This window comes from Winogradskyella immobilis (assembly GCF_021887715.1).
GTDB classification, from domain to species: Bacteria; Bacteroidota; Bacteroidia; order Flavobacteriales; family Flavobacteriaceae; genus Winogradskyella; species Winogradskyella immobilis.
Genome location: NZ_JAIQXX010000003.1, coordinates 66,099 through 92,953, shown reverse-complemented (window position 1 = coordinate 92,953; position 26,855 = coordinate 66,099). Strand labels below are relative to the sequence as shown.

Annotated in this window: 30 protein-coding genes and 1 pseudogene; 13 read left to right on the top strand and 18 right to left on the bottom strand. The window is 32.1% G+C overall.

Annotated features, from left to right (window positions below):
* The first annotated feature begins 50 nt into the window (after positions 1-50).
* The 4 genes from K8Z87_RS03345 to K8Z87_RS03330 all read left to right on the top strand — a co-directional run bounded on the left by K8Z87_RS03345 (position 51) and on the right by K8Z87_RS03330 (position 3,605).
* On the top strand, positions 51-1,670 hold the full coding sequence (locus tag K8Z87_RS03345; protein ID WP_227476067.1) for an arylsulfatase: 1,620 nt from the start codon (positions 51-53) through the stop codon (positions 1,668-1,670).
* Between the two features lie 101 nt (positions 1,671-1,771).
* Complete coding sequence (locus tag K8Z87_RS03340) at positions 1,772-2,335, top strand: TetR/AcrR family transcriptional regulator (RefSeq protein ID WP_227476066.1); 564 nt, start codon at positions 1,772-1,774, stop codon at positions 2,333-2,335.
* Positions 2,336-2,385: 50 nt separating this feature from the next.
* Positions 2,386-2,832 carry a cupin domain-containing protein gene (locus K8Z87_RS03335; protein ID WP_227476065.1) on the top strand — a complete coding sequence of 149 codons (447 nt, stop codon included), beginning with the start codon at positions 2,386-2,388 and terminating at the stop codon, positions 2,830-2,832.
* A 26-nt stretch (positions 2,833-2,858) separates the two neighbouring features.
* On the top strand, positions 2,859-3,605 hold the full coding sequence (locus K8Z87_RS03330; protein ID WP_227476064.1) for an SDR family NAD(P)-dependent oxidoreductase: 747 nt from the start codon (positions 2,859-2,861) through the stop codon (positions 3,603-3,605).
* A 446-nt stretch (positions 3,606-4,051) separates the two neighbouring features.
* Here the strand turns inward: K8Z87_RS03330 and K8Z87_RS03325 are convergent, their stop codons facing one another.
* The 6 genes from K8Z87_RS03325 to K8Z87_RS03300 form a co-directional block, all read right to left on the bottom strand.
* A complete protein-coding gene (locus K8Z87_RS03325) occupies positions 4,052-4,756 on the bottom strand; it encodes a M15 family metallopeptidase (RefSeq protein WP_227476063.1) in 705 nt (234 codons plus the stop codon).
* Positions 4,725-5,819: an alanine/ornithine racemase family PLP-dependent enzyme gene (locus tag K8Z87_RS03320; protein WP_227476062.1), complete on the bottom strand. Its 1,095-nt coding sequence runs from the start codon at positions 5,817-5,819 to the stop codon at positions 4,725-4,727. Before K8Z87_RS03320 ends, K8Z87_RS03325 begins: the two co-directional genes overlap by 32 nt.
* Positions 5,816-6,895 (bottom strand): DUF1611 domain-containing protein, encoded by a 1,080-nt coding sequence (locus K8Z87_RS03315; protein WP_227476061.1) that lies wholly within the window; start codon positions 6,893-6,895, stop codon positions 5,816-5,818. The genes K8Z87_RS03320 and K8Z87_RS03315 overlap by 4 nt, the downstream gene beginning before the upstream one ends.
* Complete coding sequence (locus K8Z87_RS03310; protein ID WP_227476060.1) at positions 6,885-7,100, bottom strand: hypothetical protein; 216 nt, start codon at positions 7,098-7,100, stop codon at positions 6,885-6,887. The genes K8Z87_RS03315 and K8Z87_RS03310 overlap by 11 nt, the downstream gene beginning before the upstream one ends.
* A gap of 42 nt (positions 7,101-7,142) precedes the next feature.
* On the bottom strand, positions 7,143-7,475 hold the full coding sequence (locus K8Z87_RS03305) for a cupin domain-containing protein (protein ID WP_227476059.1): 333 nt from the start codon (positions 7,473-7,475) through the stop codon (positions 7,143-7,145).
* A 398-nt stretch (positions 7,476-7,873) separates the two neighbouring features.
* Positions 7,874-8,434 carry a helix-turn-helix domain-containing protein gene (locus K8Z87_RS03300; protein ID WP_227476058.1) on the bottom strand — a complete coding sequence of 187 codons (561 nt, stop codon included), beginning with the start codon at positions 8,432-8,434 and terminating at the stop codon, positions 7,874-7,876.
* 483 nt (positions 8,435-8,917) lie between these two features.
* On the opposite strand from K8Z87_RS03300, the gene K8Z87_RS03295 reads away from it, so the two are divergent.
* Complete coding sequence (locus K8Z87_RS03295) at positions 8,918-10,843, top strand: DEAD/DEAH box helicase (protein ID WP_227476057.1); 1,926 nt, start codon at positions 8,918-8,920, stop codon at positions 10,841-10,843.
* 122 nt (positions 10,844-10,965) lie between these two features.
* Positions 10,966-11,772 (top strand): carboxypeptidase-like regulatory domain-containing protein, encoded by an 807-nt coding sequence (locus K8Z87_RS03290; RefSeq protein WP_227476056.1) that lies wholly within the window; start codon positions 10,966-10,968, stop codon positions 11,770-11,772.
* Positions 11,773-11,775: 3 nt separating this feature from the next.
* On the opposite strand, the gene K8Z87_RS03285 is transcribed toward K8Z87_RS03290, so the two are convergent.
* Positions 11,776-12,138 carry a VOC family protein gene (locus tag K8Z87_RS03285; RefSeq protein WP_227476055.1) on the bottom strand — a complete coding sequence of 121 codons (363 nt, stop codon included), beginning with the start codon at positions 12,136-12,138 and terminating at the stop codon, positions 11,776-11,778.
* Positions 12,139-12,175: 37 nt separating this feature from the next.
* A complete protein-coding gene (locus K8Z87_RS03280) occupies positions 12,176-12,832 on the bottom strand; it encodes a TrmH family RNA methyltransferase (RefSeq protein WP_227476054.1) in 657 nt (218 codons plus the stop codon).
* 150 nt (positions 12,833-12,982) lie between these two features.
* Between K8Z87_RS03280 and K8Z87_RS03275 the strand changes: the two genes are divergently transcribed.
* Entirely contained in the window at positions 12,983-13,669 is a 687-nt protein-coding gene (locus tag K8Z87_RS03275) for an SIR2 family NAD-dependent protein deacylase (protein ID WP_227476053.1), read from the top strand.
* 5 nt (positions 13,670-13,674) lie between these two features.
* Entirely contained in the window at positions 13,675-15,021 is a 1,347-nt protein-coding gene (locus tag K8Z87_RS03270; protein ID WP_227476052.1) for a TlpA family protein disulfide reductase, read from the top strand.
* 70 nt (positions 15,022-15,091) lie between these two features.
* Here the strand turns inward: K8Z87_RS03270 and K8Z87_RS03265 are convergent, their stop codons facing one another.
* Together K8Z87_RS03265 and K8Z87_RS03260 are read right to left on the bottom strand one after the other, a co-directional pair.
* The gene (locus tag K8Z87_RS03265) at positions 15,092-15,292 is read right to left on the bottom strand and encodes a helix-turn-helix transcriptional regulator (protein WP_227476051.1); all 201 of its coding nucleotides are present in this window, start codon (positions 15,290-15,292) and stop codon (positions 15,092-15,094) included.
* The gene (locus K8Z87_RS03260) at positions 15,292-15,741 is read right to left on the bottom strand and encodes a hypothetical protein (RefSeq protein WP_227476050.1); all 450 of its coding nucleotides are present in this window, start codon (positions 15,739-15,741) and stop codon (positions 15,292-15,294) included. The genes K8Z87_RS03265 and K8Z87_RS03260 overlap by 1 nt, the downstream gene beginning before the upstream one ends.
* 220 nt (positions 15,742-15,961) lie before the next feature.
* On the opposite strand from K8Z87_RS03260, the gene K8Z87_RS03255 reads away from it, so the two are divergent.
* On the top strand, positions 15,962-16,684 hold the full coding sequence (locus K8Z87_RS03255) for an alpha/beta hydrolase (protein WP_227476049.1): 723 nt from the start codon (positions 15,962-15,964) through the stop codon (positions 16,682-16,684).
* Positions 16,685-16,691: 7 nt separating this feature from the next.
* Here K8Z87_RS03255 and K8Z87_RS03250 read toward each other — a convergent pair whose 3' ends face one another.
* Together K8Z87_RS03250 and K8Z87_RS03245 are read right to left on the bottom strand one after the other, a co-directional pair.
* Positions 16,692-17,936 (bottom strand): glycosyltransferase, encoded by a 1,245-nt coding sequence (locus K8Z87_RS03250; protein WP_227476048.1) that lies wholly within the window; start codon positions 17,934-17,936, stop codon positions 16,692-16,694.
* A 17-nt stretch (positions 17,937-17,953) separates the two neighbouring features.
* A complete protein-coding gene (locus tag K8Z87_RS03245; RefSeq protein WP_227476047.1) occupies positions 17,954-18,430 on the bottom strand; it encodes a heme-binding domain-containing protein in 477 nt (158 codons plus the stop codon).
* A 40-nt stretch (positions 18,431-18,470) separates the two neighbouring features.
* Here K8Z87_RS03245 and K8Z87_RS03240 point away from each other — a divergent pair, with 40 nt between their 5' ends.
* The gene (locus K8Z87_RS03240; RefSeq protein WP_227476046.1) at positions 18,471-19,046 is read left to right on the top strand and encodes an adenylosuccinate lyase; all 576 of its coding nucleotides are present in this window, start codon (positions 18,471-18,473) and stop codon (positions 19,044-19,046) included.
* A gap of 45 nt (positions 19,047-19,091) precedes the next feature.
* On the opposite strand, the gene K8Z87_RS03235 is transcribed toward K8Z87_RS03240, so the two are convergent.
* The gene (locus K8Z87_RS03235) at positions 19,092-20,075 is read right to left on the bottom strand and encodes a DUF1028 domain-containing protein (protein ID WP_227476045.1); all 984 of its coding nucleotides are present in this window, start codon (positions 20,073-20,075) and stop codon (positions 19,092-19,094) included.
* Positions 20,076-20,229: 154 nt separating this feature from the next.
* Here K8Z87_RS03235 and purB point away from each other — a divergent pair, with 154 nt between their 5' ends.
* Both purB and K8Z87_RS03225 read left to right on the top strand, forming a co-directional pair.
* Entirely contained in the window at positions 20,230-21,573 is a 1,344-nt protein-coding gene (purB, locus tag K8Z87_RS03230; RefSeq protein WP_227476044.1) for an adenylosuccinate lyase, read from the top strand.
* A 3-nt stretch (positions 21,574-21,576) separates the two neighbouring features.
* Positions 21,577-21,771: a hypothetical protein gene (locus K8Z87_RS03225; RefSeq protein ID WP_227476043.1), complete on the top strand. Its 195-nt coding sequence runs from the start codon at positions 21,577-21,579 to the stop codon at positions 21,769-21,771.
* Between the two features lie 74 nt (positions 21,772-21,845).
* Here K8Z87_RS03225 and K8Z87_RS03220 read toward each other — a convergent pair whose 3' ends face one another.
* From K8Z87_RS03220 to K8Z87_RS03205, 4 genes are read right to left on the bottom strand one after another with little or no spacing between them, the layout of a single operon-like run.
* A complete protein-coding gene (locus tag K8Z87_RS03220; protein ID WP_227476042.1) occupies positions 21,846-22,376 on the bottom strand; it encodes a DUF4252 domain-containing protein in 531 nt (176 codons plus the stop codon).
* A gap of 43 nt (positions 22,377-22,419) precedes the next feature.
* The gene (locus K8Z87_RS03215) at positions 22,420-23,040 is read right to left on the bottom strand and encodes a DUF4252 domain-containing protein (protein WP_227476041.1); all 621 of its coding nucleotides are present in this window, start codon (positions 23,038-23,040) and stop codon (positions 22,420-22,422) included.
* 25 nt (positions 23,041-23,065) lie between these two features.
* Positions 23,066-23,557 (bottom strand): hypothetical protein, encoded by a 492-nt coding sequence (locus K8Z87_RS03210; protein ID WP_227476040.1) that lies wholly within the window; start codon positions 23,555-23,557, stop codon positions 23,066-23,068.
* Positions 23,544-24,053 carry an RNA polymerase sigma factor gene (locus K8Z87_RS03205; RefSeq protein ID WP_227476039.1) on the bottom strand — a complete coding sequence of 170 codons (510 nt, stop codon included), beginning with the start codon at positions 24,051-24,053 and terminating at the stop codon, positions 23,544-23,546. The genes K8Z87_RS03210 and K8Z87_RS03205 overlap by 14 nt, the downstream gene beginning before the upstream one ends.
* 270 nt (positions 24,054-24,323) lie before the next feature.
* On the opposite strand from K8Z87_RS03205, the gene K8Z87_RS03200 reads away from it, so the two are divergent.
* Positions 24,324-25,781, top strand: a complete 1,458-nt coding sequence (locus K8Z87_RS03200) for a S41 family peptidase (RefSeq protein WP_227476038.1) — start codon at positions 24,324-24,326, stop codon at positions 25,779-25,781.
* A gap of 14 nt (positions 25,782-25,795) precedes the next feature.
* Here the strand turns inward: K8Z87_RS03200 and K8Z87_RS03195 are convergent.
* Positions 25,796-26,674 (bottom strand): annotated as a pseudogene (locus K8Z87_RS03195) (IS982 family transposase).
* Positions 26,675-26,855 lie beyond the last annotated feature (181 nt).

The window sequence follows — 26,855 nt, the reverse complement described above, 5'->3', positions numbered from 1 at the left end:
AGTTAGAGTTTCAATTTAAAATAATATCTTGTAAGCTAAGTCATCAATACATGAGAACTTTTAGTCTAATACTACTATTAATACTTTGCTGGTCTTGTAAAGACTCTAACCCTATTGAAACTGCCGTAAAACCTCCCAATATTCTACTTATTGTGGCCGATGATATGGGTTATGCCGATTTAGGTTGCTTTGGTAGTGACATTCTCACTCCAAATATAGATGCTTTAGCCGCAGAAGGTGTTCGGTATACTAACTTCTACTCTGCCCCAAGTTGCGCACCAACGCGTGCGTCTTTATTAACAGGTACAGATAACCATATGGCTGGTGTAGGTTCGCAATTTCATAGAACAGGAGACCAATGGGGTTACGAAGGTTTTTTAAGTGATCGTGTAGTAACAATTCCTCAAGTACTAACTGAAAACAACTACCAAAATTATATGGTTGGTAAATGGCATTTAGGAAGCAAAGCCGATCAATTGCCTCATCAAAAAGGTTTTCAAAAATCATTTATATTACATCAAGGTGGTGGAAATCATTATAATGCTTTAGGGTTTGAAGCTTTAGACTTACCTTCTACATATTCTTATAACGGAAATACTGTAAAATGGCCTGAAAATGGATATTCCACCAATGTATATACCGATTACCTTATTGATTTCATTAAAGAAGGAAAAAAACAAAACAAACCATTCTTTGCTTATGCCGCTTATACGTCTCCACATTGGCCATTGCAAGTCGATAGCAGCTATTGGAAAAAATACGAAGCCAAATACGCAGATGGATACGAAGCTTTGCGTGAACGCAGATTAGAAGCCTTAAAAGAAAAAGGTATTATTGCAAAAGACCATCCATTACCAGAATTGCACCCAAATATTACTCCTTGGGATTCTTTAAGCACTGAACAGCAAAAAATAGAAACCCGTAAAATGGCACTCTATGCAGGCATGCTAGAAAACTTAGATGATAATGTAGGTCGGTTAGTTACTACTCTAAAAGAGAATGATATGTACGATAATACCATCATTGTATTTATGAGTGACAATGGTGCTGCATACCGCGATTTTTATAACTCAGGACCTTTTACAGAGTTTCTTCAAACCAATTACGATAACAGTTATGATAATATGGGCAAAGCGTCTTCTTTTGTCTCCTATGGAGGGTCATGGGCAGAAGCTGGTTCAGCACCGTTTAAGTATTATAAACAATATACTTTTGAAGGAGGTATTCGTGTACCGTTAATTATTAGAGCGCCAAATGAAATTAATAAAGGAAGCTTAAATCGTAGTTTTATAACACTTACAGATCTTGCTCCTACCTTTTACGATGCCACAAATTCTGAGTATCCCGAAACTTACAATGATACTACCATCTATCCATTACGTGGTAAATCTGTACTACCACTATTAAAAGGAGAAACTACAGAAGTACATACTGATGATGAAGCATGGACTATGGAACACCATCACCATGCTTTGGTACGCAAAGGCCAATGGAAATTAGTCAACCCTGGCATGATGTGGGACGAATCTAAATTTGCACTCTACAACATTATTGAAGATCCTAATGAGAAAACTGATATTAAAACTACGCATCCAGAAATTTATAAAGAGCTATTAGACATCTGGAAAACTTTTAAAAAAGATTACAAGATAAAGCGTTACGACCAGTAAATTCTAATAAAATTACAGTCGGTTTATCTTAATTTTACACTCTATTTCACAAAAGTAGACAGACTTGTCTATTTTTAAAAATATTGTTTTATATTTGTACCATGAAACATTCTGAGGCAAAAAGCAGAATTATTGAAACGGCTTCATCTTTATTTTATAAAAATGGCTATAATTCTACTGGAATAAATGAAATTATTTCGGAAGCAGGAATTGCTAAAGCAACGCTTTACAATCATTTTAAGTCTAAAGAAGACATTTGCCTTGCCTATTTACGCTTTAAGGATACCCGTTTTATTAAAGATATTGAAACATTTGCCACCACTAAACCAAAAGGAAAAAAGCAAATACTTGCCATTTTCGATTTTCTTCAATTGTTTTTTCAGGCTAAAGATTTTAATGGTTGTTGGTGCATTAAAACAGTTTCAGAAATTCCAAAGGACAATGAAGTTATAAGAAACGAAATACAAAAGCAAAAAAACAGTTTCATTCAGCTTATAGAAAAACTTGTCACAAACAATTTAGAAAAAATTAAAACAGAAGACATAAGTTCACTCTCTCGAAAAATATATTTGCTTTACGAAAGTGCTGTAAGTGAAAGCCATTTACACCAGGTTGATTGGCCAATAAAAGAGGCAAAACATTTATGTTCTAAAATCATAAGATAAAAAATTTACACAAACTTAGACAGACTTGTCTGTCTTTTAATTAAAAAAGAATGAATAACAACGAACAAACAGCAAACGACTACTCTAAAATAGAATTAGGAGAATTCTCAAACTTAACTGAAAATGTATTTCAACCCAGTCCAGATTTTAAATTAGATGGTAAAAAGTTTGTAAAAGACGATTTAGGATTAACAAGTTCTGAGATCTCGTTTAATTGCATGCAACCAAATACAGCAATTCCTTTTTTACACAAACACAAAGAAAACGAAGAAATATACCTATGCGTAAAAGGACAAGGACAACTGTTGCTTAATGATAAGTATGTAGATCTTAAAGAAGGTACATTGGTAAGAGTAGCTAAAGATACCGAAAGAGCTATTAGAAATAACACTGACGAGACCTTTACATTTATCGTTATACAAGCAAAAGAAAACTCTTTAGAAGGGAGTACAATATCTGATGGCTATGCCATTGAGAAAAAACCAAATTGGAATTAATTAATAATTATAAATAATAAAAACAAATGGAAAATTTACAAAACAAAGTGGCTTTAGTCATTGGAGGTACAAGCGGAATTGGTAATGCGACAACGAATGCCTTATTAGAAAGTGGAGCTACAGTACATGTCGTAGGAAGAAATGTCGATAAAATAGCAGATGCACCTAACCTTGTTAAGCATACAGCAAACATCTCTAATGCATCTGAAGTTGACGCTTTAACTTCAAAAATTGAGTCTTTAGACAATCTAGACTACCTTGTAAATGCATCAGGGATTTTTGGCCCAAAACCATTTCTAGACCATACTATGGAAGATTACAACTCTTACCTAGATTTAAACAGAGGTTTCTTTTTTATTACGCAAAGTGCTGCTAAAAAAATGAAAGCAACTAGTGGAGGTTCTATTGTAAATGTAGGTTCTATGTGGGCAAAACAAGCGGTTAAAGCAACACCATCTTCTGCATACTCTATGCAAAAAGCAGGTTTACACTCTTTAACACAACATTTAGCTATGGAATTAGCAGATGATAACATTAGAGTTAATGCGGTATCACCAGCAGTAGTAAATACGCCTGTATATCATGGTGTTTTTGGTGGTAAACAAGAAGCTGAAGAAGCATTAACTGGTTTTAACGCATTTCACCCAATCGGGAGAATTGGTGAGCCAAATGATATTGCAAATAGCATCCTTTTCTTACTATCAGAAAAAGCATCTTGGGTAACTGGTGCCATTTGGGATACTGACGGAGGTATAATGGCTGGTAGAAACTAAAAACACCTAAACATTATAACATTAAGCCATAGCAGAATTTAATTTCTGTCTATGGTTTTTTTATGCCTCATTATTTCTACAAATGCAATAAAACAATTCTACACTCTACAATAGCATCTATGTTTTTGCTAAGCAAAACACCAAAAATCTTTAAAAACTGATGTAAAACGCTCATTTTCTTTAAAATATACATAGAACTACGTATTGACTTGCTGCTTTATAACAACTAACTTCGCTTATCAACCGATAAAAAGAATTAAAACTCATTTTATCTAAACGTTGTGGCTAATAAAAAAATGATAGAAAACAAAGCGACTTTTTGAGACTTTTAATGTTTTGTAGAACTTACTTCAACTTTTAAATGTGGTTATTTCAATAAACATTTTTTTCAATTCAAATCTATATAATTGTGTTTTAGCAATCTAGTTTTCATTAGTAAGGACTACTTAATTTTTTGTATTAATTGATATATCTAATTTAGAGATTGACCTATAAATAGCAAATCCCTTTTCTTTTACGATTGCCCAAATAGCATTTCCATAATCAAAATGCCAATATTCTTTTAGATCACATACAAAATCTTCACTTTCAAACAAGCCTATTAATAGTGCTCTATTTTCTTTAGCTTCTTCACTAATTTTGGGATAGTAAGGATAACACTTTTTTGAAAGATTTATATCATATCCTTTATTCGTGCCAAAATCCATCACACATTTTTTAGCATTATCATAAATTAATGCATCTACTGCACCTCCAGTAGCATGCATTGACTTTGTAGGAAAAGCAATAAAATAATTAACAATTTTTTTAACTTCGGAGAAGGATTTTTCTGGATGCTCTTTTTGAAAGAATTCAAATTTAGTATCCCATAAAAGTTGTTGATGCTCTGAAGATCTCCATGCTGATCGAATAATCAACATCTTATTTTGGGCATTTAACTTTTTACTAATCCTCCCTATTTTTGCAAGAATATCTTCTCTAACGAGGTACATATAATCTACAGAAATAGAAGGCTCAAAAATTAAATTAAAATCTGTATTCATTAAACTCATTAATGGCGAGTTATTTTCTAAAATTCTGATCGAAGGAGTTAAAAGTTTGTTTCTACTATCTTTTGCTTCAACTGCTTTGCAGTACGCTTTTACATTCATTAAAATTGATTGTATTTTTAGTTATATATGATGAATTTAACACTCTTAATAAAGCACTATAGTTCAAGTCAAACTCTACAGTATCTCCTACTTTTAAATTTAACTTGGTGTTATCTATCACAATGTGGTCACTACTTCCGCCCAAAATATCAATGTTTTGCCTTGGTGTAATTCCTGAAACATCAACATCTTGTCCTCCTATAGCTAGGATAGCTCTATTCATTAAACCTTTTTTTTTAAATTTTTTAATTTTTCCATTGGCATTTTGAAATACTTTGCCATAAGGTTTGGAAGGTTTTATTTTTGATTCAATAACTTCAACCACTAATGTAAAAATGTCTGTAAAGAGTTTAGGTATTGGCTTTCTGCAAAGTGCCTCCCTTCCTAAAAAGATAGACTCTCCTAATCGTAAATTATTTATTCTACCCACATTTTTTGAAGATTTGAACCAATGATAGTTTGCAGAATTTCCGCCAGAAATAATTGTTAATTTAATTTTAAATTTTTTCTCTAAATGTATCGCTATTGATGATAGCTTACTCATTTTGCTAGCATCAGGACCTATTCCTCCAAAACAAGCAAGATTTGAACCTATCCCTATTAAGGAAAGCCCTTTTAATAGTAGCACCTCTTTTACAGTGTTATTTATTTCTAAAGGCATAATTCCTTCTCGTAAATCTCCCAGCTCTACCATAAGAACCACTTTATGTATAATTTGATTCCTTATGGCATATTTTGATAGCTCTTTTAGGACAATGAGTTCAGAATTTAAGCTTATATCTGTGTAAATAACAACTTCTTCTACTTGGCTTAAAGCAGGTGTTCTCAATAGCAAATATTTTGCTTGAACACCAGCTTTTCGCATTTTCACAATATTTTCAATTCTAGAATCTGCAAGAATCTTTATGTCTTTTTTTACTAAAATTGAAGCGATTAGTGGATTGCCACCAATGACCTTTGTAACACCAGTAATTTGAATTCCTTTGGATCCATATAGCTTTTTTAATTGTTGAATGTTATGGGCGATTTTTCCAATATCAATATCTATCCTAGGGAGTTTCAAAGTAATACGGGCTCTCTCTTTAATTTCGGAAATGTTTTTAATAGTTCCTTTATCAGTTTATCACATCCATGCTTCAAGACATCTGTAGTAGGTAGGTTATAATCTATTTGATAATCTATAATAGTATTAGCAATTTCTCGATCAGTCATATCTTCATGATTAATAGTAATAGCAATTACCTTTGATTTAGAAAATATTTCTATCATCTCTATCTCATCCTCTAGTGACAACATTGGGATATTAGGATAATCGCAATAATTTTCTCTCCTTGGTGGATGTTGAAGAATAATTGCATCTGGCATTGCACCACGTAGAATTGCGCTTGAAGAAGTAAAAGCAGGATGGCTTAAAGCACCTTGACCTTCAACAACTATAATATCTGGCTGTTCTTTCTTACAAGCATTTAAGATAGCATTTTCAACTTCCCCTGAAGCAAAACCAGAAGTTAAAACATCTATAGCAACACCATATTTTGACCCTTGGAGTATACCAGTTTGCCCTGTGGTTACAAACACAGTATTAAAACCCCTTTCTCTCAAAGCGTTTACCAAAAGTAAAGCAGTCGTTCGTTTTCCTACTGCACAGTCAGTTCCCATTACTGCAATTATAGGAATCTTTACATCCTTTATACCCCCTGTAAAATTATGTAGGTCTTCTCGCTTTGGAGGTTTTCTCACATCCTGAATAGTAACTCCATATTTGATGGCAATATCTCTGAATTGAACATTATCATTTAAAAATTCTGGCATACCATTAACAATATTCATTCCGTACTTGATAGCAGTGAAAATTATTTCTTTTTGTTGGTTACTCAAAAAAGAAGTGAGAGGTGCTATACCATAAATAAAATATTGAGGAATATTTTTCAATTCTTTTAAAGCACTTTCCATGTTATTGAAAACAGGAATCCCATTTTTTATACCGTCGAGATATTCGCCTGCATCTAAACCAACTTTTGTACTATCAATAATTCCAACAATTGTATAGGTTTCCGACTGACGAACTAAACCATTTGCAACTTTTCCATCTGTATTTCCAAATTCATTTTCACAATAAACTAATGCATTACTTTTCATAGTTATTAATTTTTAAATTATTAGTTTTTAATTGATCCTCTATATAGGGCATTAGTTCTCTCTCAAAATAGACAAGTTCTTTTGCAGTAGGGTCAGCCTGAACATTACAATAATATATTTTCCTAGCATATACTCTAACAATGAGTGGCACTGAAGGCCTAACTTTGGCGAACACAAAATCGCCAGCTTTAAATCTATTTTCCATGATATTTTTTGTTATTATTTCTTTAAGAGTAAAGTAAATTCTTTAATCATTTTTTATTGTAGTACAGATCATCTTGAATGGTTGATTAGCTTCAATTGAACTGCTAACAGCCTTAGGAATAAGAATTGAATCTCCAGTTTGCATAAAGGTGGAATAGTTATTGATAACCACTTCAGCTTTTCCTTCAATAATATAAATGAATCGAGAAAAAGGGGACTCCTCATATAACTGGACTTTTCCAAAATCAAAAGCGAAGACTTGTATGACACATGTGTTTTCAACAACTATATTTTTTACTCCAATAGTATTCGTACTATAATTTAGTAAGTCCAGTAAATTAAATTTAATAGATTCTTCAAACTCACTATTTTTCATCCTTCAAATGTTCTAATGTTTTCCTTTTCTCTATTCTAAATGCTTTTTTGCATTTCGTTTTAAAATTTTAGCAGCTTTTTTTTCTTTAGCTGTTTTGGCAGCAGGAGTTTTACTATTTTTTTTCTTACCTTCTTTTTGTTTTGACATTGTTTAAGTATTAATTGATTGTGATTTAAGTTTATGTAAATGTCATTTATAGTATTGTAAAAAACTAAATGAGTTACATATATCACAGGTACAGTTTTTTTATAAAAAATAAAAAAGCAGACTTACTAGTCTGCTTTCAAATGCCAAATGAGATATTTCATTTGGACCTACCTTAATTGATTAATAGCAATGCAAATTTGATTATTTTATTATAGTTTCAGTTACATAGCATTAACTTTAACTTACATAAATCACAGATTCTCTAAATTATACTTTCTTTTTTTGCCTATTTTTTTATAAAATGAAGGGGATTGTCCTGTTACTTTTTTGAATTGATTAGATAAATGGGCTACACTACTATAATTAAGCCTATAGGCTATTTCTGTAAGGTTTAACTCGTCATAGAGTATGAGTTCTTTGGCTTTTTCAATTTTATGCTTAATAATAAAATGCTGTATTGTAATGCCTTTGACCTCAGAAAAAATATTAGACAAATAAGTATAATCATAATTCAATTTTTCACTAATAATGTCTGAATAATTAGTCTTTGGAACTTCATCAGAATAGTGTATCATTTCAATTATAACGTTTTTAATCTTATCTATGAGTATACTCTTTTTATTGTCTAATAGTTCCAGACCAGATAGAGCTAAATTTGATTTCAGTTCTTGCTTTAGTCCATTAGTAATATTCTCTTTTATTTCAATCATACCAAGTTCAATACTTGTATAATGCAACCCTAGTTTTTCTAGCTCATATTTTACCATGAGTTTACATCTTAAGCTTACCATGTATTTTATATATAATTTCATAACGTTTCAACCTGCTTAACAATAATTTTAAAATTAAGCTTAATTTTTTGAAGATTAACTATCTATCTAACTAATAAACTAAATAGAATATTTTTGAAATAGAAATGAGATAGGATTTGCATTTCAAAATAAAAAAAGTAAGATATTACTAGCCACAACAACATGTATAGCTCATTGCAGTTGAAATTCCTTTGGAATTTCAGCTGGGGCGTTTTCTTTTGCTAACTCAGTTCTAGCCAACGCAACGAAATCATACACAAACACGATGCGTACCTTAAAATTTCATGCTTATTCTATATTCTTTAACATGAAGATATGTAGTTTCTAACAGAATCCAATTAAAAGTGTATCTTTGCACGCTGAAAGCCAAAAGATTGGTTTTAGACTCCTCAGAGTGAGGATGTGTTACTCAGAAGTATAGGTTTAAGTATGTCGATTCACTTCTTTATGTAACACACATAACATAATCGAATGCGTATACAAATGAGTACATTTAAAGAATTAGGTCTTAATGAAGATCTTATCCATGCTATTGATGATTTAGGTTTTGTAAAACCTAGTGATGTTCAATTAAAAGCAATTCCAATTTTATTAGAAGAAGACAAAGACTTAGTTGCTTTGGCACAAACGGGTACAGGTAAAACTGCTGCATTTGGTTTCCCTATGCTACAAAAAATTGATGTGAATAGCAGAACCACACAAGGTTTAATTTTATCTCCTACACGTGAGCTTTGTTTACAAATTACTAACGAGATTAAGCAATACGGTAAATACTGTAAAGGACTTAATGTGGTTGCTATCTATGGTGGTGCTAGTATTAGTGAACAAGCTAGAGACGTAAAACGCGGAGCGCAGATTGTTGTTGCTACCCCAGGACGTATGAAAGATATGATTAGCCGTAAAATGGTAGACATCTCTAAAATACAATACAGCGTCCTTGATGAAGCTGACGAGATGTTAAATATGGGTTTCTATGAAGATATTACAGATATCTTATCGCACACTCCAGAAGACAAAAGCACGTGGTTATTCTCTGCAACAATGCCTAGAGAAGTAGCAACGATTGCCAAAAAATTTATGTACGATCCTATTGAAATTACAGTAGGTAATAAAAATGAAAGTACAAGCAACGTCTCTCACGAGTATTATTTAGTAAATGCTAGAGACCGTTATGCAGCACTAAAACGTTTATCGGATGCTAATCCAGATATATTTTCTGTCATTTTCTGTAGAACAAAACGTGATACACAAAAAGTAGCTGAAAACTTAATTGAAGATGGTTATAGTGCTGGGGCCTTACATGGTGATTTAAGTCAAAACCAACGTGATTTGGTAATGAAGTCTTTTAGAAACAAGCAAATACAGATGCTTGTTGCTACGGATGTAGCCGCACGTGGTATTGACGTAGATGATATTACACACGTTATTAATTACCAATTACCAGACGAGATAGAAACTTACACACACCGTTCTGGACGTACAGGTAGAGCTGGTAAAACAGGTGTTTCTATGGTGATTGTTTCTAAAAGCGAATTACGAAAGATAAAAAGTATAGAGCGCATTATAAAAAAGCAATTTGAAAAGAAAGATATTCCTTCTGGTACTGAAATTACCGAAGTGCAATTAATGTCTCTAGCAAACAAAATACACAATACAGAAACTAACGACGAAATTGATAAATACATTACCAGTATTAATGAATTATTTGTCGATACAGAAAAAGATGAGTTAATTAAAAAATTCTTTTCTGTGGAGTTTAATCGTTTCTTTAATTACTATCAAAAATCTAGAGATTTAGGCGTTGTAGAATCTCGTGATGGAGGTCGTGGTGAAGGTAGAGATTACGAAAAACAATCTAATGATTCGCGTTACTTTATCAATGTGGGGCGTAAAGATGATTTTGATTGGATGAAATTGAAAGATTTCTTAAAAGAAAAACTAGAGCTTGGTAGAGATGATGTTTTTAAGGTGGATGTTAAAGAGAGTTTTTCGTTCTTTAATACTGAAAAAGGGTTACAAGAAAAAGTACTGGCTTTCTTTACTGATTTTAAACACGAAGGCCGTTTTGTAAATGTTGAAGTGAGCGAAAACCGAGGCCGTAGTGGCGGCGGAGGTCGTAGACGCGATGGTGGTGGAAGACGAAGTGGCGGCGGAGATCGAAGACGAAATGATGATCGTAGAAGTGGACGACGTAGTGAAGATGGGCGAAGTGAAAGACGCTCTAACGACCGAGGTGACCGAAGAGATAGACGTTCTGAAGATTCAGGTAACAGAAGCGATAGAAGACGATCTAACGATGATAATGACAGATCAAGACGATCTAGCAGGTCTGAGTTTGGTGGACCAAGACGTTCTGCAGAAGGAAGTGGCTCTTCTGACAGACCAAGGAGATCTCGTAGACGTGATTAAATAAATGTACTTATTTAAATACAACTCTTAGTAAGTGTGATGTTAATATTACGTCAAAGTACTAAGAGTTGAATATTAAACTCCGTTTTGTTTATTATCTTTACACTATAAGTCATTTCAAAATGAAGAACTACTTACTTGTTTTATTATGTTCAGTTTCTGTATATACATTCGGACAAGATAGTACTAACGTAGCTCAAGAACCTACTAAGGTTATTGCTACGATAATAAGTTCTACAACAAAACAACCACTATCTAATGCCAATATTGTAAACCTTAATCAGGTGATTGGTACCGCAACAGATGATGATGGTATTTTTGAAATAAGAGCAAAAACCAATGACACGTTACTTTTATCTTATATTGGTTATAAAACCATAAAAGTTAGGGTAACTAACGACTGGATTAAATTTGGTAATACCGAAATAGAAATGACGGATCTTGCCTTGGCTTTAGAAGAAGTTGTGGTTAATCAATTAAAATTAACGGGTTATCTAGAGGTTGATATTAAACAGATTCCTGTTACGACAAATAACCGTTTTAGAATTTCTGGCATCCCTAACCAAGCCTATGAAGGTGGACAAACCAATGTGGTGAATAAAGTATTAGGCGCTATTTTTAATCCTGCAGATTTTTTGTATAAAATGTTTGGTCGTAAGCCCAATGAAATGCGAAAGCTAAAGCAAATTAAAAAAGACGACGAAATACGAAACCAATTAGCAAAACGTTTTGACCGCGAAATGCTTACCGCTTTACTACAGGTTAATAAATATGATTTGGATGAAATTGTAAATCAATGCAACTACTCTAGAGACTTTATCCGTACTGCAAATGACTTACAAGTACTTGATGCAATTAGTGAGTGCTACGAAGAATACAAAGTATTAAATCGTAATGCGGAACGTAAAAAAGGTAAGAAAAAAGTTTAAATCTTACTGATTAGAATGCAACGCAATTCTGTTGCCTTCTGAGTCTATAAAAACTCCCATATAACCGTATTCATCAGAGATTTTAGTTTTCTCCTGAAAAATTTTTCCTCCGGCTGCTTCTACTCTATCCAATTCTATTTGCACATCATTAGACATAAAATATACCAAAGACCCTTCTTGGCTAGGCACATAATTGCTATTCTGAACTAAACTTCCTGTTGCACCAATAGTATCTTCAATATTAGGAAACCATCCCATTAATGTGCCACCAAAATCCATAACATTAATCGTGATATCAAAAACAGTTTCGTAAAATGTTTTTGCTCTGTCCATATCGCTTACTGCGACTTCAAACCAACTAATCATAAGTATTTATTTAGAAATGATTTCAATTTACAAAAATTTAAACGGTTTCGTAAAAACGTTCTACAATAGCATCGTAATCTTTTATGGTTTTTTGTATCCAATCAAAACGTTTTTCAATTATTTCGGTTTCAGAAAGTTGCCAATTGACATTGCTCTTTTTTAATTTTGAAGTGACCTGCTGCAAGATAATTGCTGCAGATACAGAAATATTTAAGCTCTCAGTAAAACCAACCATAGGTATTTTTAAAAAGCAATCTGCATTATCTATAACATATTGAGATAGGCCTTCGGTTTCTCTACCGAAGAAAAAGCACGATTTTTTAGAGATATCAAAATCAGATAAATCACAATCTTCTGCATGTGGAGTTGTCGCTACAATTTGATAGTCTTCTTTTTTAATAGAATCTATGCAGCTTTTTGTAGAATTATAACGTTTTAAATCCACCCACTTTTGGGCACCCATAGCAATTTCTCTATCTATTTGTTTTGAGTTTACCTCTTCAATAACATGTAACTCTTGCAGCCCAAACACATCACAAGAACGCATTACTGCACTTGTATTATGCAGTTGATAAACATCTTCGGTAGCTACTGTAAAATGTTTTGTACGCTGTGCTAAAACTTCATTAAAGCGCTGGAGACGATGCGCAGTTAAGAAAGTTTCGAGATATTGTAGAAGTTTATAGTTGATCATAACTTGACTAATGTAATAAAAAAGATTCCTGTCTTCGCGAGAATAGCAAATATTATTACATTTAACCCATAATGGCATTTAGTATACGATGTTATTACCCACCAAAATAATTAAATGACGACGAAACAGATTATTATATAAATTTAATAAATGAAAAAACACATTGTTGTATTAACTGGTGCTGGTATAAGTGCCGAAAGTGGTATTAAAACCTTTAGAGATGCTGATGGCCTTTGGGAAGGCCATGATGTTATGGAAGTTGCTTCTCCACAAGGCTTTAAAGCAAATCCGGAATTGGTTTTAGACTTTTACAACCAGCGTCGTCGTCAACTCAATGACGTAAAACCCAACCAAGCACATAAGGATTTAGCTGATTTAGAAGCAGATTGTAAAGTTTCCATTATCACACAGAATGTAGATGATTTACATGAGCGTGCTGGTAGTAGCAATGTATTACACTTGCATGGTGAATTACGAAAAATTAGGAGTACTGAAAACGAAAATGATATTAAAGTTTGGCATGATGATATTCATCTTGGAGACATGTGTAAAAAAGGCTATCAATTACGACCACATATTGTTTGGTTTGGAGAAGCTGTACCCATGATTGATAACGCTGTAGAAATCTGTGAAACAGCAGATATACTTTTAATTATTGGTACATCAATGCAAGTGTATCCGGCTGCAAGTTTAATGCATTACGCGCCAGAACAAGTTCCTGTCTTTTATATAGACCCAAAACCTGCAATGGATTCAAACCAACAAATTACAGTCATTTCAGAAAAAGCAACTGATGGCATGGAACAATTTTTGATGCATCTTGATGAACTCTATTAACCATCATGAAACATTTCTATATTATAATTAGCGCTTTATTACTTTTTAGTGCATGTCATACCGAAGTTAAACCTACAATTTCGGTAAAATCTAAGACCGATACTGTAGATAGTTTATTTATTACCAACATTATTACCAATGAATTAATCTATGAATTTCCTGTAACAGAAAATCTTAATATTGAGACCACCAATGACTCAATATTTTTAGCATCTATACATACCAGAGGCAATTCTATAAGCTATCTAACCATAGTTCATCCTGAGAAAAACATAGAGGTTACTATACAATCAGACTCCACACTTATTACAAATAGTGTTGGAGATTCTTTAGTAAATTATTTATGGCTCAGTAACGTTCAATTTGCTAGTAATAATATATCAACACATACAGATTCTATTCTCAATAAATTTGACTCCTTCAGGTTAACCAGAGCTCAAAAAATTAATGCTTTTAATTCTGAATTATTACCTGAAGAGCATGAGCTATTACTATATCAAAACGATGCTATAATATATTCGTTTCTATTTATATTAGGGCGTTCATTTAGAGGTTTACCTCCTAATCATAATTATTTTCAATTTGCAAATCAACTAGACAATAACAGTAAGTGGGCAAAAACTTTACCCAATAATTTACTTTATAAACATGAAATTAATTTTGTAAGAAAAAATGATTCTTTAACGAGTTTAAGTGATTTTACAGACTATATCGAAGAACAAACCACTAATAAAGATCTATCTGAATTCTTAAAATATTCTTATATAAATAATATCATAGAATCTCCTTCATATTGGGAAAAACATCAGAAGTTATTTAATTCTAAGATTTTAAAAAAAGAAATTAAAAAGGAGAAAGAGAATGCTTATTACGAATTATTAAATGCCTCATCCCATAGGTTTTTTGAAGTACAGAAAGGAAGCAAAGCTTTTAATTTCACTGCTAAAAACAAAGGTGGAGAATTAATTAAATTATCTAACTTTAAAGGAAAGTTAGTTTATATTGATAATTGGGCAAGTTGGTGTGGGCCTTGTATTGGAGAACGTCCAAATGTATTACAATTAGTAGAAAAATATAAAAATCATCCTAAAGTTGAAATTTTAATGGTTTCAGTTGATGCTCAAAAACAAGAATGGTTAAATATATTAAAAGAAAGGAATGAATTACATTATAACAATGATGTACTGATACAAAATGGAATGCGAACAAGATATGGTGATGAATATCGTATTAAATTTATCCCTAAATACATCCTCATAGGAGCTGATGGCTTAATCATTAATTCGGATATTGGACCACCTTCTATAGCAGTTGAACAAATCATTGATAAAGAGTTAGAAAAACTATATTAACAATGATTCTTCTAAAGTGTTTTAATTAAAAATTAAATTAATAATTACAAGTATCAAAATCATTATTAATTTAATCATCTTCACTAAGTTTAAAAAAATCATTAACTGGCTTACTAAATACCTCAGAGAGTTTTAAAGCCAATACTGTAGAAGGCACATAACGGTTGGCTTCAATAGAGTTTATAGTTTGCCGAGAGACACCAATTTTTTTTGCTAAATCATCTTGTGTTAAACTTAAAATGGCACGCTCTACCTTGATTGTATTCTCCATTATCTAATACGTTTTAAAGTATTAAAACAAAGCACTTGAACCATCAACATAAATAACAATACTTGAAAATCTCCAAGATTGTGAAATGCTTCACCTTCTGGCTTTAACACATTAGATACACCAAACTCTACATAAGGCATAACCAATGCATATATTACGCCAGTCATAAACGCATAAGTGTAAGATTGTGCTCTTAACTTTATAATAAGTTCATCTTCAATAGGGTCTTTGGCTATAGAGATTAATAATAGACCTACTAAAAGTGTTTTTTGTAATAATAGCTTTAACCATTCTGTATCTCCCTCTAAAGCAAAAGCTCTTACAAACATAGCGAGAATTGATAATCCGGTAATAGTTAATCCTAATGTAAAACAATAGCGTGGTAATCTAAAATTGATAAGCTTATGTAATCCTCTAGCTTCGCATTCTGCAAATTTACTTTTTTCCATAATTGACAAATTTATTTTATATTAAGTAAAATTAATTTTACTATATGACAAATATATTTTACATTATTGAAATATAAAAATGATTTAACATATAATTTTTCATCATCATTATTTACCCATTTATTTTGATTGCACACGTTTATCAAAAACGTTAAATAATCTTAAATTAGAGATATAGAAATTAGGCTATGCTATATCTTTGGTTAAAAATTAAATAGAAATGAAATATTTAGCCATCTTATTTACAATAACATTTAGTATTTCTAGTTTTAGCCAAACTACAATTCAATACCCTTCTACAGATAATTTACAAATTACTGCCGACCTTTATACGGCTAAAACTAATGATACTTTTATTTTATTATTCCACCAGGCAGGTTCTAGTCGTGGAGAATATAAAGAGATTGCTCCTAAGTTAAATGCTATGGGTTATAGTTGTTTAGCTGTTGACCAACGTTCTGGTAATGCTTCAAATGGTGTTGCAAACCAAACTAAAGCACTTGCTGAAAAAGAAGGTAAAAAAACAAGCTTTCTTGATGCTTACCAAGATATTGAAGCGAGTATCGCTTATGTAAAAAAGACCTATTCTCCTAAAAAGATTGTTATTTGGGGAAGCTCGTATTCATCATCTTTAGTATTAAAATATGCTGGTGAAAATGCAAATGCTATACAAGCCGTAATGTCTTTTTCTCCTGGTGAGTATTTTGGTTCTAAAAACTTTATTTCGCAAAGTGCTAAAAATATTCAAATACCAACATTTATAACTTCTGCTAAAAATGAGAAAAAAGGTTGGGCTGACATATATGATGCTATTCCTTCAAAGAAAAAGCAAGAGTTTATTCCTAATGGTTCAGGAAATCACGGATCTAGTACATTGTGGAGTTCTAAAAAAGATCACAAAGAATATTGGACAGCTGTTGAAGCCTTTTTAAAGACCATATAAAGCCTATTTATTCTTTTAGTTGTTGTTTGGTTTCAATCCATCGACTCATATACTTAGTACTTTGCATGGAATGATGCATCAATAATTGCCCTGTAAAATTATCTTGACGATGTATTATTAAGTTGCTAATTAGTGTTTCTATTATAGATTTAAAATCAGTTTCGAAATCAGCTACGTTAAATCTAGAATTTATAGCATTAAAACCATTGATTTGTTTGGTTTTCCAGAGTATTTCATCAGTATAAAGTGCTATCGCTTTTTCTGCAAAAGCTTCAGGGTTATCTTCAATACAACCATTTTCTTCTAAATCTCCGAACATACCTTCGGAAGCAATAGTAGACATTATACATGGTGTGCCATTTTTCATAGCATCAACAAGTTTTCCTTTTAAGCCTGCGCCAAAACGTAATGAAGCTAAACAGATTTTAGCACTTTGCATAACGTTATTTACATTTTCAGCAAAACCTTTGATATAAAATCCTTCTTTAGGTTGGTGCAATTGTAATGTCTTTTGCTGAGCATAAGATCCATAAACATGTAATTCAGCATGCGGTAATCTTTTGCGTATTAATGGCCATATGGTTTGCTTTAAATAGAGAACGGCATCGTAATTTGGTGCATGTAAAAAATTGCCAATAGTTACAAAATGTTCTCGGTCTTTAAAACTAAGTAATTTTGAAATGGATGTTTCGCCTATTGGCTCTAATAGAAATGGTAAATAATAAAGTAAATGGCTATCTATTTTAAACTGGTGCGTTAAGATTTTCATCTCAGCTTCAGAAATTATTAAACTTAAATCACAGCGGTAAATACTTGCTATTTCCCGCTTTGTAATATCACTTTGCAAGTCTTCAATAAGTAATGCCCTATCCGCTTTTAAGGCTTCTCCTCTCGCCTTACGCAAACCATGAAAATCTTCGGTATCTAATATCCGTAATGCATTGGGACACTGTTCTGCTACACGCCAACCAAATTGCTCTTCGGTCATAAACCGATCAAACATAACTATTGTTGGGTTTAACAGCTTTATAAACGCATCAAAAGACGAATTATTTAACTCTATGTTTTGTATAGAAACCTCAATAGATTCAAGATTAAACGCTCTATTAGAAACATTAGCAGTTGTAGCAAACGTAATGCTATAACCTTGTTTTTGGAATTGCTTGATAAGTTGCAACATTCGGCTACCAGCAGCAGAACTTTTAGGTTCTGGCCATACAAATCCAATAATTAAAAGGTTGTTATTTACCACTGACTATAAATTAAAGTCTATTGTGGTTCTACCATTTGCGCTGCATATTTAGTACGAACTTGCTTTGCCCAAGTAATAACAGAAGTAATTTGTGCATCTGATAATTTAGCATCTCCATGCGTCCAAGTATAACTCGGTAAAGGCATTTCTTTTTCTTCAACCATTTCTATCAACTCATCTAGTTTATGATCTTTTCGTTTTATAGAATAATCATTCCATTTAGAGACATTAAAATGTTTAGATCCATCTTCAACATGTTCGGCCATCCAATAATTTACAGGAGTAATATTATTATACCACGGATAGCGTGTATACGAGCTATGGCAATCAAAACAAGTATTGGTTAATATTGTTTTTACGTCTTTAGGTGGATTAGTATCTGCAATAAATGCATCTACTGAACTAAGTTCACCTTCGTTTTTATCTGGACCAAAAAATTGAGCAATGACAAACACCACTAAAAGAGCTAAACCTATTTTTTTAAGAATCTTCATTTTTTAATTAATTTTAGAGCATTAAAATTACAAAAATAACTTGACCAAAGATCAACTTTACAAAGAATTAGATTATGTAAACCATTCTCGTGAAAAGCGCATACATTATGCCAACCTTGTTATTAACAATCCTGAATTAATAGCACCACTTCTTGAAATTCTTTTTACTGTAGACGATAAAATATCTTGTAGAGCAGCTTGGGTATTTGAGTTTATGTGTAGTAAGCAAATCGAAGAAGTCTTACCATATCTCGATACGTTTACTGAAAATATGGGACGCGTATATTTAGATTCTGCGGTTAGACCAATTGCAAAGGTTTCTGAATTGATTAGTAAAAGCTATAGTAGTAAAACCGATAACCAAATAAAACAACTTTTAACTTCTGTACATATAGAACGTATTGTAGAAGCATGTTTTGATTGGATGATTAGCAACCAGAAAGTCGCTGTGAAAGCATATAGTATGCAAACACTTTACTTACTTGGTAAATCTATTGATTGGATACATCCTGAACTACTGATTATTTTAGAGCGTGATTTTTCGTCACAAAGTGCTGCTTTTAGAGCTAGAGCTCGGCATATTATTGGATTGCTTAAAAAAGAAAAGAGCAAATAGAATATAGACGTTTTATAGTAAAGTATAGCTTCTTCTCTCTTCTCTCTATAGTTTCATCACGCTTTGCATTTCAGCTTCAGAAATCGTTAATAACTTACTTTTTATTAATCTAGGAATTAAGATTCTCCAGTTATTATCTTTTTCAAAGATAGATTTTAAGATAGAATTTGCCTTTTCAAAATCTTTATTATTTAATAAATTAATAGCATACCAATATTGCATTTCTAAATTGTCTGGAAATAATTTTTGAGCACTCAAATAATTTTTCTCGGCAAGTTTAGTATTGCCTTCTTCCATGGCCACATCACCTGCATTCATAAAATTATAAGCATTACTCACTTTCATTAAACGCTCTAATTCTTGTAATGGGTTTTCATGATCATCAACTCGCAAATCTAAAAGTGTATCCTCCCAACTGTTTCCGGTTGCTGTACCGCTAACAATTAAAATTGCTGCAGATTGTTTTCCTCTTAAATCTCCTTTTTCTGCTTGTGCTGCTTTTAATGTTATTAATAAACGTTCGCTTAAAGGTTTGCCTTTACTATTTTCAAAAGCTTCTGCCATAGCATCCCAAACCGTATTGTTCAGCATTAAATTAGCTTGTACGGAATAATTTTTACCTTGACGATGACCTGCTTCTGCTATACATAAACTTCCCGTATGTGTAGCAACCTCTCCTTTAGCATTTAGCATTCCTACTTGTCTATACACTTCTCCTTCGTCATTTTCTATTAAAGCATTTAAAGCTTGTTGCGGTGTTAAGCCTTGCTTCATTAGTACTAATCCTTTTGGCCCATACGCAGGATTCGTTAATGATTGGGTTGCCACCACACCTACTCCAGCCTCTCCATATACAACACTTGTACCTACACTAAACCAATGCGATTGCACAGCAACACCCATTTCTCCTGTAACTTCATCTTTCGCTACGATAGAATAGGTATGTGTTAATGGTTCGGATTTTTTATAGACTTGAGCAATGCTGGTTTGCGAAACCATAAGAAGTGCTAGAATTAGTAGTTTTTTCATGAGTTGTATTTTTTTTATGGTCTAAGATAATAAACTAAGCTAGAACTATGAAGAGCATAATGAATTCAATAAAAACTAACAAAACTTATAATGTTTAACCTACAATTTATAACGAACTTCCTTATCTTTGCTGCTTCAAAAAATCTAAGATTAGATGACACTTTCACCACTCAGCGCAATCTCACCAATCGATGGTAGATACAGAAATAAAGTCGATGCATTAGGGAACTATTTTTCTGAAGAATCTCTTATAAAATATAGAGTTTTAGTAGAAATTGAATATTTTATTGCACTATGCGAATTGCCTTTACCGCAATTAGAATCTGTGCCTGCTTCCGTTTTTGGGGATCTAAGAGCTATCTATGAAAATTTCACAGTCATTGACGCATCCGCGATAAAAGAGATAGAAAGTGTTACCAATCATGATGTAAAAGCTGTTGAGTATTTTATTAAAGAAAAATTTGATGCTTTAGGTCTATCTGACTATAAAGAATTTATACATTTTGGATTAACATCTCAAGACATCAATAACACAGCAATTCCTTTAAGTATTAAGGACGCAATGAACGCTGTATATGTGCCAGGATATTTTAGTCTTTTAGAAAAGATTGAAGGTTTAGCTGAGAATTGGGCAGATATACCAATGTTAGCGCGTACACATGGGCAACCTGCTTCTCCAACACGTTTAGGCAAAGAAATAGACGTTTTTGTAGTTCGTTTAAAAGAACAATTTAATTTATTAAATGATGTTCCTAGTGCTGCTAAATTTGGTGGTGCAACTGGGAATTTTAATGCACATAAAGTCGCTTACCCAAATATAGATTGGAAAGCTTTTGGAACTAAATTTGTGCAAGAAAAATTAGGGTTGCAACACTCGTTTCCTACCACACAGATTGAGCATTACGATCATATGGCGGCCTTGTTTGATGCCTTAAAACGTATCAATACTATTATCATAGATTTAGATCGAGATTTTTGGACTTATGTATCTATGGATTACTTTAAACAAAAGATTAAAAAAGGTGAAGTTGGCAGTTCTGCAATGCCACATAAAGTAAACCCTATAGATTTTGAAAATAGTGAAGGTAACCTTGGTATTGCTAATGCTATTTTTGAACATTTGTCTGCCAAGTTACCTATATCTCGCTTACAACGCGATTTAACAGATAGTACTGTTTTACGTAATGTTGGTGTGCCTTTTGCGCATACGCTTATAGCATTTCAATCTACAATAAAAGGTTTAGGAAAACTATTATTGAATGAAACCAAATTTGCTCAAGATTTAGAAAATAATTGGGCTGTTGTTGCTGAAGCTATACAAACCATTTTACGTCGTGAAAATTACCCTAATCCTTATGAAGCTTTAAAAGGATTAACACGTACCAATGAAGCGATAACACAAACTTCAATATCAAATTTTATTGATACCTTAGACGTGTCTGATGCTATAAAAGCAGAGTTAAAAGTAATCACCCCGAGTAATTACACAGGTATCTAAACTATGTTTCCTTTAAATAAAAATCTCTTAGCTATAATTGTTGTTGCTATTATTGTATTGACATTTTTTATTGCAGGGCTTTTTGAAGTATTGGAAGATGTTACTATAAAATGGACATTAATAGGCGCTACAGGTATAATTGTACTTTGTACATTTATCTTTCTTATAAAAAATAGCTCAAACAAAAAATCGCCTTGATGATTCTCAAGACGATTTCTATTAACATATTGATTGATAAAGTTGATTGATTAATTTTGATTGATAAAAAAATATTATTTAAAGAAGTCTAGAAAGCCACCCAATTCAGAGCTATTTACTGAGCTACTTATATCTGCATTTTGTAAAGACATTCCTAATTGTACTAAATGATTCGCATTCATATCATCACCGAGTATTCTAACTATTGCAAAACCTTTATCGTTAGCATTACCAAAAAGGATTAATTCGTCTAAACGATCTGAATCACCAACAATTTTAACAACAAATTTTCCGTCAGTGGTATTTCCACCTCGCATTAATTCGTCATATTTAGGATCTTTAAAAATAGTTTTAACCTTAGCTAACTCTACTTCGTACTCATCTTTATTATTTTCTGAAACTATAAAAGCTAACATATTTAGCTTATCTACCGATTTATAAGCTTCTTTTTGTTCTTCAGTAAGTGATGTTTGTTCTATTTTTAAAAAACTGGTTGGTATGTCTAAAGATGTAAACCCTGGTTTTAACTCATTGTCTACATAATAAGTTTGCAATGTTAATCCATTATTGCAACTGAATACAGTTGCAATAATGAATAAAAACATAGCTGATTTTTTGATTGATTGTAGTGACATGCTATATTATATTTTAATTTCTCTTTCTATTGGCTTTCTTTAATTGATCACCTCCAGGTAAATTCATACTACTTGTTAATTTAGAAATCTCTCTTAAATCGATATCTCCAGTAATAGTAATTAATACAGTTTCTATTTCTCTCTTTTTACCATTAATTTCAATATTCTGACCTTCAGTTAATTCTTTAAGACCGTTAACAAACATTAAAAGTTCTTTTACATGGTTTTCATCTTTACCTTCTTTTACGTAGAATTTAACCGTTTGGTTACCATCTTTAATACGCATTAATTCTTCTAGGCTTGAACTTTTTAGATATTTATTTACTGTGCCGTTCATATCTGCAGAGACTTTTTCGTTCCCTGTCGTAAATACTTTTACCCCAGTAATTTTCTTTACCATTTCTAAATAGTTTTGTGATTCTGCATCATCCAAATCAATATCAAAGCTAGCTAACATGCTAAACATTTTTTGATTTAAAATTACAGTACCAACATCATCCATATCTTCGTATTTATCAAAAATACTTTGTCCGAAAGAGGCTATCGGTGCTACTATAAGTGCAATTATTACTATTACTTTTTTACTCATCATTTTTATTTTATTTAATTTATTTACGTGAATCTTGGATTTCATAATTCTTTGTTTTAAATGTGTGTTATTAGTTTTTAAAAATTTTGTTTGTTGCTTTATTAAATTCGTTCAATCTACTAGCACTAGCTCTACCATCTTCAATACTTTCTGATACTAAAGCAAGCGTTTTTAATTGATCTTTGCCTTTATTCATACCTAAAGAAACTAAGTTAAAAGCTTCCATGGTTTTATTGTATGTTGCTAAGGCTAATTCTTGGTCTTTTATGTCTTGTTCTGTTGGACCAAAAACTTTTGGTATCATAATACCGAGCATTAGAATAGTTACTGCTGCGACAGAAATCCATTGGTACATTGATCTGCGATTCGTTTTTAATGGAACGTCTTTGGTATACGATTCGTTTTGCGTATTAGCAAAATATTGGAATAATGATCTGTAATGCTCTAAGTGTGGTGCAACATTATCACTTGCAAAATAAGCTTTTAGTTGCGCTTCTTCTTGTAGCGTAGTCTCAGCATTCTCATACTTTACTAATAGGTTTTCAATATTATTTAATACCATAACTATGTGTATTAGTTAATTTTTCTCTTAATGTTTTACGTGCTCTAGATAAAGCGACTCGTATTGCGGTTTCGTTCATATCTAGCATTTTTGAAATCTCCGCAAACTCATACTGCTCAACATCTCTAAGCTGTATTATAATTTTTTGTTGTTCTGGTAAATCTTCAATAATTCTAGAGACCCAGTCCACACTATCTCTAGCTTCTAATTGTGTTTGTAATGACGACCCTTTTTCTTGATAGTTACTGTGAACAATCTTTAAATTTTGCGCTTGTTTAGATTTTAAACGGTCTAAACAAAAATTCTTAGTCATGGTCATTGAAAACGCTTCTACATTTTTATAGTCGCTAATTTTCTGTTTGTTGTTCCATAATTTCAAAAGTATTTCTTGCGTTGCATCTTCAGCTTCTTCTCTAGAAACTAATAAGCGTTTTGCTAAACGAAACACTTTGTCCTTAAATGGCATCACTAAACTTACAAAATCTGCCTGTGTCATTACTTTTTGATTGGTTGACCCTTCGACTAGCTCAGGGATTAAAAACAATTTAAGTTGCTTTCATAATTACGACGATACATCTTTTATTTTGTTACAATAGTATTCAAAAATAATTTCAAACACTTAAAAATCAATGATATAAATTAAATATAAATACAATATACAACACCTCTCATTCATTTATTAATAATCCGATTCTCATTTTGTTTTTTATTCTACAATATTGTAAGTAAATTTAGAGTTATAAAATTGCTATAACATTTAAGAAAAATGAAAAATATTAAACTTTACCTACTAGGGTTAACTCTTGCTTTATCTGCAACTAGTTGTTTTGACGATGATGATATTGATGATAACCTTATTGCCGTTGATTCTATAAACGATTTTGTATGGAAAGGCATGAACGCCTTTTATTTGTATGGTGAAGACGTGCCTAATCTCACTAATGATCGATTTGGTATTAACGGTTTTGATAACCGATTTGATTTTACTGAAGAATATTCTGAGTTTTTAAATGGTTTTTCAACGCCAGAAGCATTGTTTGAATCCCTATTGTTTCAACCAGGAGTTGTAGATCGTTTTAGTGCTATTTTTCCAGATCTTTTTGAAATTATACAAGCATTAGATGGTACTACCGAAACCAATGGTCTTGAATTCAGTGTTTTTCTTGCACCCGGTAGTGATACAGAGGTTTTTGCTGTAATCCGGCTAGTATTAAATGGTAGTCCTGCTGATTTAGCTGGCTTACAACGTGGTATGATTATCTCTGGAGTTGATGGTACTCCATTAAACAGAGATAATTTTGGCTTATTACTATCACAAGAAACAACTACATTTAATTTTGCAGATTATAATACTAATAATACCGATGAAGTTGATGATGATACTATTATTTCTAATGGGGAAAGTGTGGCAGTAAATAGTGAAGTATTTACAGAAAACCCTGTACATAGAACCGAAGTGATAAACGTAGGTGGAGAAACTATCGGTTATATTGCCTATAACAGTTTTAATAATAATTTTGAAACAGAACTTAATCAAGCTTTTGGCGAATTACAAGCCGCTAATGTACAACACCTCGTTTTAGATTTACGCTATAATGGTGGTGGCGTAGTAAATACTGCAACACGTTTAGGAAGCATGATTACTGGACAATTTAATAATGAAATATTTTCTAGAGCATTTTTTAGTCCTAACCGACAAGAAGAAAATGGAACATTTAATTTCCCTAATACTATAGGGGATGGTACAGCAATAAATAGTTTAAATCTTCAGAAAGTATATGTTATCACTACAGATCGATCAGCATCTGCAAGTGAATTAATTATAAACAGTTTAAGACCATATATAGACGTTGTACAAGTAGGTACAACCACTACAGGTAAGACAACTATTAATCGCTTAGTGTTTGATTCATCCAATTTTGAGCCTTCAGAAATAAATCCATTACATACATATGTTATGTTCCCTTTAATCGGAGATTCTACGAATAAAGATAATGAGTTAGTTCCATCTACTGGCTTAGTCCCTAATATTGAATTGGCAGAGTTTCCTGGGAACTTTGGACGTTTAGGAAATCCAAACGAACCGCTTTTAGCTGCTGCAATCGAAGATATTACTGGTGCGGGAAGAGCTCTACTTAATACCAACTTTAATATAGAAAACACAAAACTTACATCACCTAAATTATCATCACCATTAGAGGGTTATATGTATATTGATCAATAAACCCGTTGTGCATTTTAAATAATACTAATTTTAATATTGTTAATATTTCTACCAAAGATAAATTTATTGATATACTGAATAGTTGTTAATGTTGTTATCTTGGATAATATTCTGGTTTTAAACCCTTGAAAAGACATGGCGTAATTACGTTTAATCATAAACTGGTCGCAAAGCTGTGAGAACAAGGTTTCTATAAGCTTTCTGGATTTTCTAAACACATAAGGTTGCTTTTTATAATTGTATTGATTGCGTCTCATTGGTGTATTTAGTTTTATGTTTAGTATTTCAAAAAGGTTGAGTTGAATTTCTGCTGACAAATAGCCTCTGTCTCCAATCAAAGTACAATCCTTTATTTGATTTCTTATGTCTTTAAGATAGTTGATGTCGTGTATAGAAGCTGGACTCAAGTCTATGCTTTGAAAAACACCATTCACGGAGCATACAGCATGTAACTTATAGCCGTAATAATTAGTACCTTGCGATGCTCAATAGCCTTTGTCAGGAAAGGCATAGGCTGTGTCCTTGTAGATTTTTGAACGTGAACTTCTGGAGAGTTTACAGACTTCCAAAGACATGCTATCTATGATAAAATAACCTTTAAATTCATTAAAATAAGACGCTAATTTAATACGGATAGTGTTAAGATGGTTTGCTAATCTACGTCGTCTCCTATTGTAAACACTACGTTCAATTCGTGATGAAATATTTACAGGTAGTTTTCTGAATAAATCATTTTCGCTGTCAATACCAAGATATTCAGCAGTTAAGCTTAAACTAAACAACTCTAAGTCGCTCAACATAGGCTGACGTCGCTGACAGGCTATAAGTTGCTCTTTTGATATTTTTCTTAATACTTCCAATATTCTTTCGTAATTTATATTTAAACTGTTCATTATTAGCGTTTTAAGGTTAAAACAATTTATTGATTATCAGTAAGATGGACAACTTTTTCTTTTAAATCATAATGCACAACGGGTATCAATAAGTTTATTCTTAATAATAATTCGCAAAAGAAATTTAAAAAATAATATCTAATTTCAATTATTGTTTTTTTTACGGAAAAACCGTAATTAT

Bases quoted from the DNA above. Each gene is read 5' to 3' on its own strand.
- K8Z87_RS03345 (WP_227476067.1), top strand. From the start codon at position 51: ATGAGAACTTTTAGTCTAATACTACTATTAATACTTTGCTGGTCTTGT.
- K8Z87_RS03340 (WP_227476066.1), top strand. From the start codon at position 1,772: ATGAAACATTCTGAGGCAAAAAGCAGAATTATTGAAACGGCTTCATCT.
- K8Z87_RS03335 (WP_227476065.1), top strand. From the start codon at position 2,386: ATGAATAACAACGAACAAACAGCAAACGACTACTCTAAAATAGAATTA.
- K8Z87_RS03330 (WP_227476064.1), top strand. From the start codon at position 2,859: ATGGAAAATTTACAAAACAAAGTGGCTTTAGTCATTGGAGGTACAAGC.
- K8Z87_RS03325 (WP_227476063.1), bottom strand. From the start codon at position 4,756: ATGAATGTAAAAGCGTACTGCAAAGCAGTTGAAGCAAAAGATAGTAGA.
- K8Z87_RS03315 (WP_227476061.1), bottom strand. From the start codon at position 6,895: ATGAAAAGTAATGCATTAGTTTATTGTGAAAATGAATTTGGAAATACA.
- K8Z87_RS03310 (WP_227476060.1), bottom strand. From the start codon at position 7,100: ATGGAAAATAGATTTAAAGCTGGCGATTTTGTGTTCGCCAAAGTTAGG.
- K8Z87_RS03305 (WP_227476059.1), bottom strand. From the start codon at position 7,475: ATGAAAAATAGTGAGTTTGAAGAATCTATTAAATTTAATTTACTGGAC.
- K8Z87_RS03300 (WP_227476058.1), bottom strand. From the start codon at position 8,434: ATGAAATTATATATAAAATACATGGTAAGCTTAAGATGTAAACTCATG.
- K8Z87_RS03295 (WP_227476057.1), top strand. From the start codon at position 8,918: ATGAGTACATTTAAAGAATTAGGTCTTAATGAAGATCTTATCCATGCT.
- K8Z87_RS03290 (WP_227476056.1), top strand. From the start codon at position 10,966: ATGAAGAACTACTTACTTGTTTTATTATGTTCAGTTTCTGTATATACA.
- K8Z87_RS03285 (WP_227476055.1), bottom strand. From the start codon at position 12,138: ATGATTAGTTGGTTTGAAGTCGCAGTAAGCGATATGGACAGAGCAAAA.
- K8Z87_RS03280 (WP_227476054.1), bottom strand. From the start codon at position 12,832: ATGATCAACTATAAACTTCTACAATATCTCGAAACTTTCTTAACTGCG.
- K8Z87_RS03275 (WP_227476053.1), top strand. From the start codon at position 12,983: ATGAAAAAACACATTGTTGTATTAACTGGTGCTGGTATAAGTGCCGAA.
- K8Z87_RS03270 (WP_227476052.1), top strand. From the start codon at position 13,675: ATGAAACATTTCTATATTATAATTAGCGCTTTATTACTTTTTAGTGCA.
- K8Z87_RS03265 (WP_227476051.1), bottom strand. From the start codon at position 15,292: ATGGAGAATACAATCAAGGTAGAGCGTGCCATTTTAAGTTTAACACAA.
- K8Z87_RS03260 (WP_227476050.1), bottom strand. From the start codon at position 15,741: ATGGAAAAAAGTAAATTTGCAGAATGCGAAGCTAGAGGATTACATAAG.
- K8Z87_RS03255 (WP_227476049.1), top strand. From the start codon at position 15,962: ATGAAATATTTAGCCATCTTATTTACAATAACATTTAGTATTTCTAGT.
- K8Z87_RS03245 (WP_227476047.1), bottom strand. From the start codon at position 18,430: ATGAAGATTCTTAAAAAAATAGGTTTAGCTCTTTTAGTGGTGTTTGTC.
- K8Z87_RS03235 (WP_227476045.1), bottom strand. From the start codon at position 20,075: ATGAAAAAACTACTAATTCTAGCACTTCTTATGGTTTCGCAAACCAGC.
- purB (WP_227476044.1), top strand. From the start codon at position 20,230: ATGACACTTTCACCACTCAGCGCAATCTCACCAATCGATGGTAGATAC.
- K8Z87_RS03225 (WP_227476043.1), top strand. From the start codon at position 21,577: ATGTTTCCTTTAAATAAAAATCTCTTAGCTATAATTGTTGTTGCTATT.
- K8Z87_RS03220 (WP_227476042.1), bottom strand. From the start codon at position 22,376: ATGTTTTTATTCATTATTGCAACTGTATTCAGTTGCAATAATGGATTA.
- K8Z87_RS03215 (WP_227476041.1), bottom strand. From the start codon at position 23,040: ATGAAATCCAAGATTCACGTAAATAAATTAAATAAAATAAAAATGATG.
- K8Z87_RS03210 (WP_227476040.1), bottom strand. From the start codon at position 23,557: ATGGTATTAAATAATATTGAAAACCTATTAGTAAAGTATGAGAATGCT.
- K8Z87_RS03205 (WP_227476039.1), bottom strand. From the start codon at position 24,053: ATGACACAGGCAGATTTTGTAAGTTTAGTGATGCCATTTAAGGACAAA.
- K8Z87_RS03200 (WP_227476038.1), top strand. From the start codon at position 24,324: ATGAAAAATATTAAACTTTACCTACTAGGGTTAACTCTTGCTTTATCT.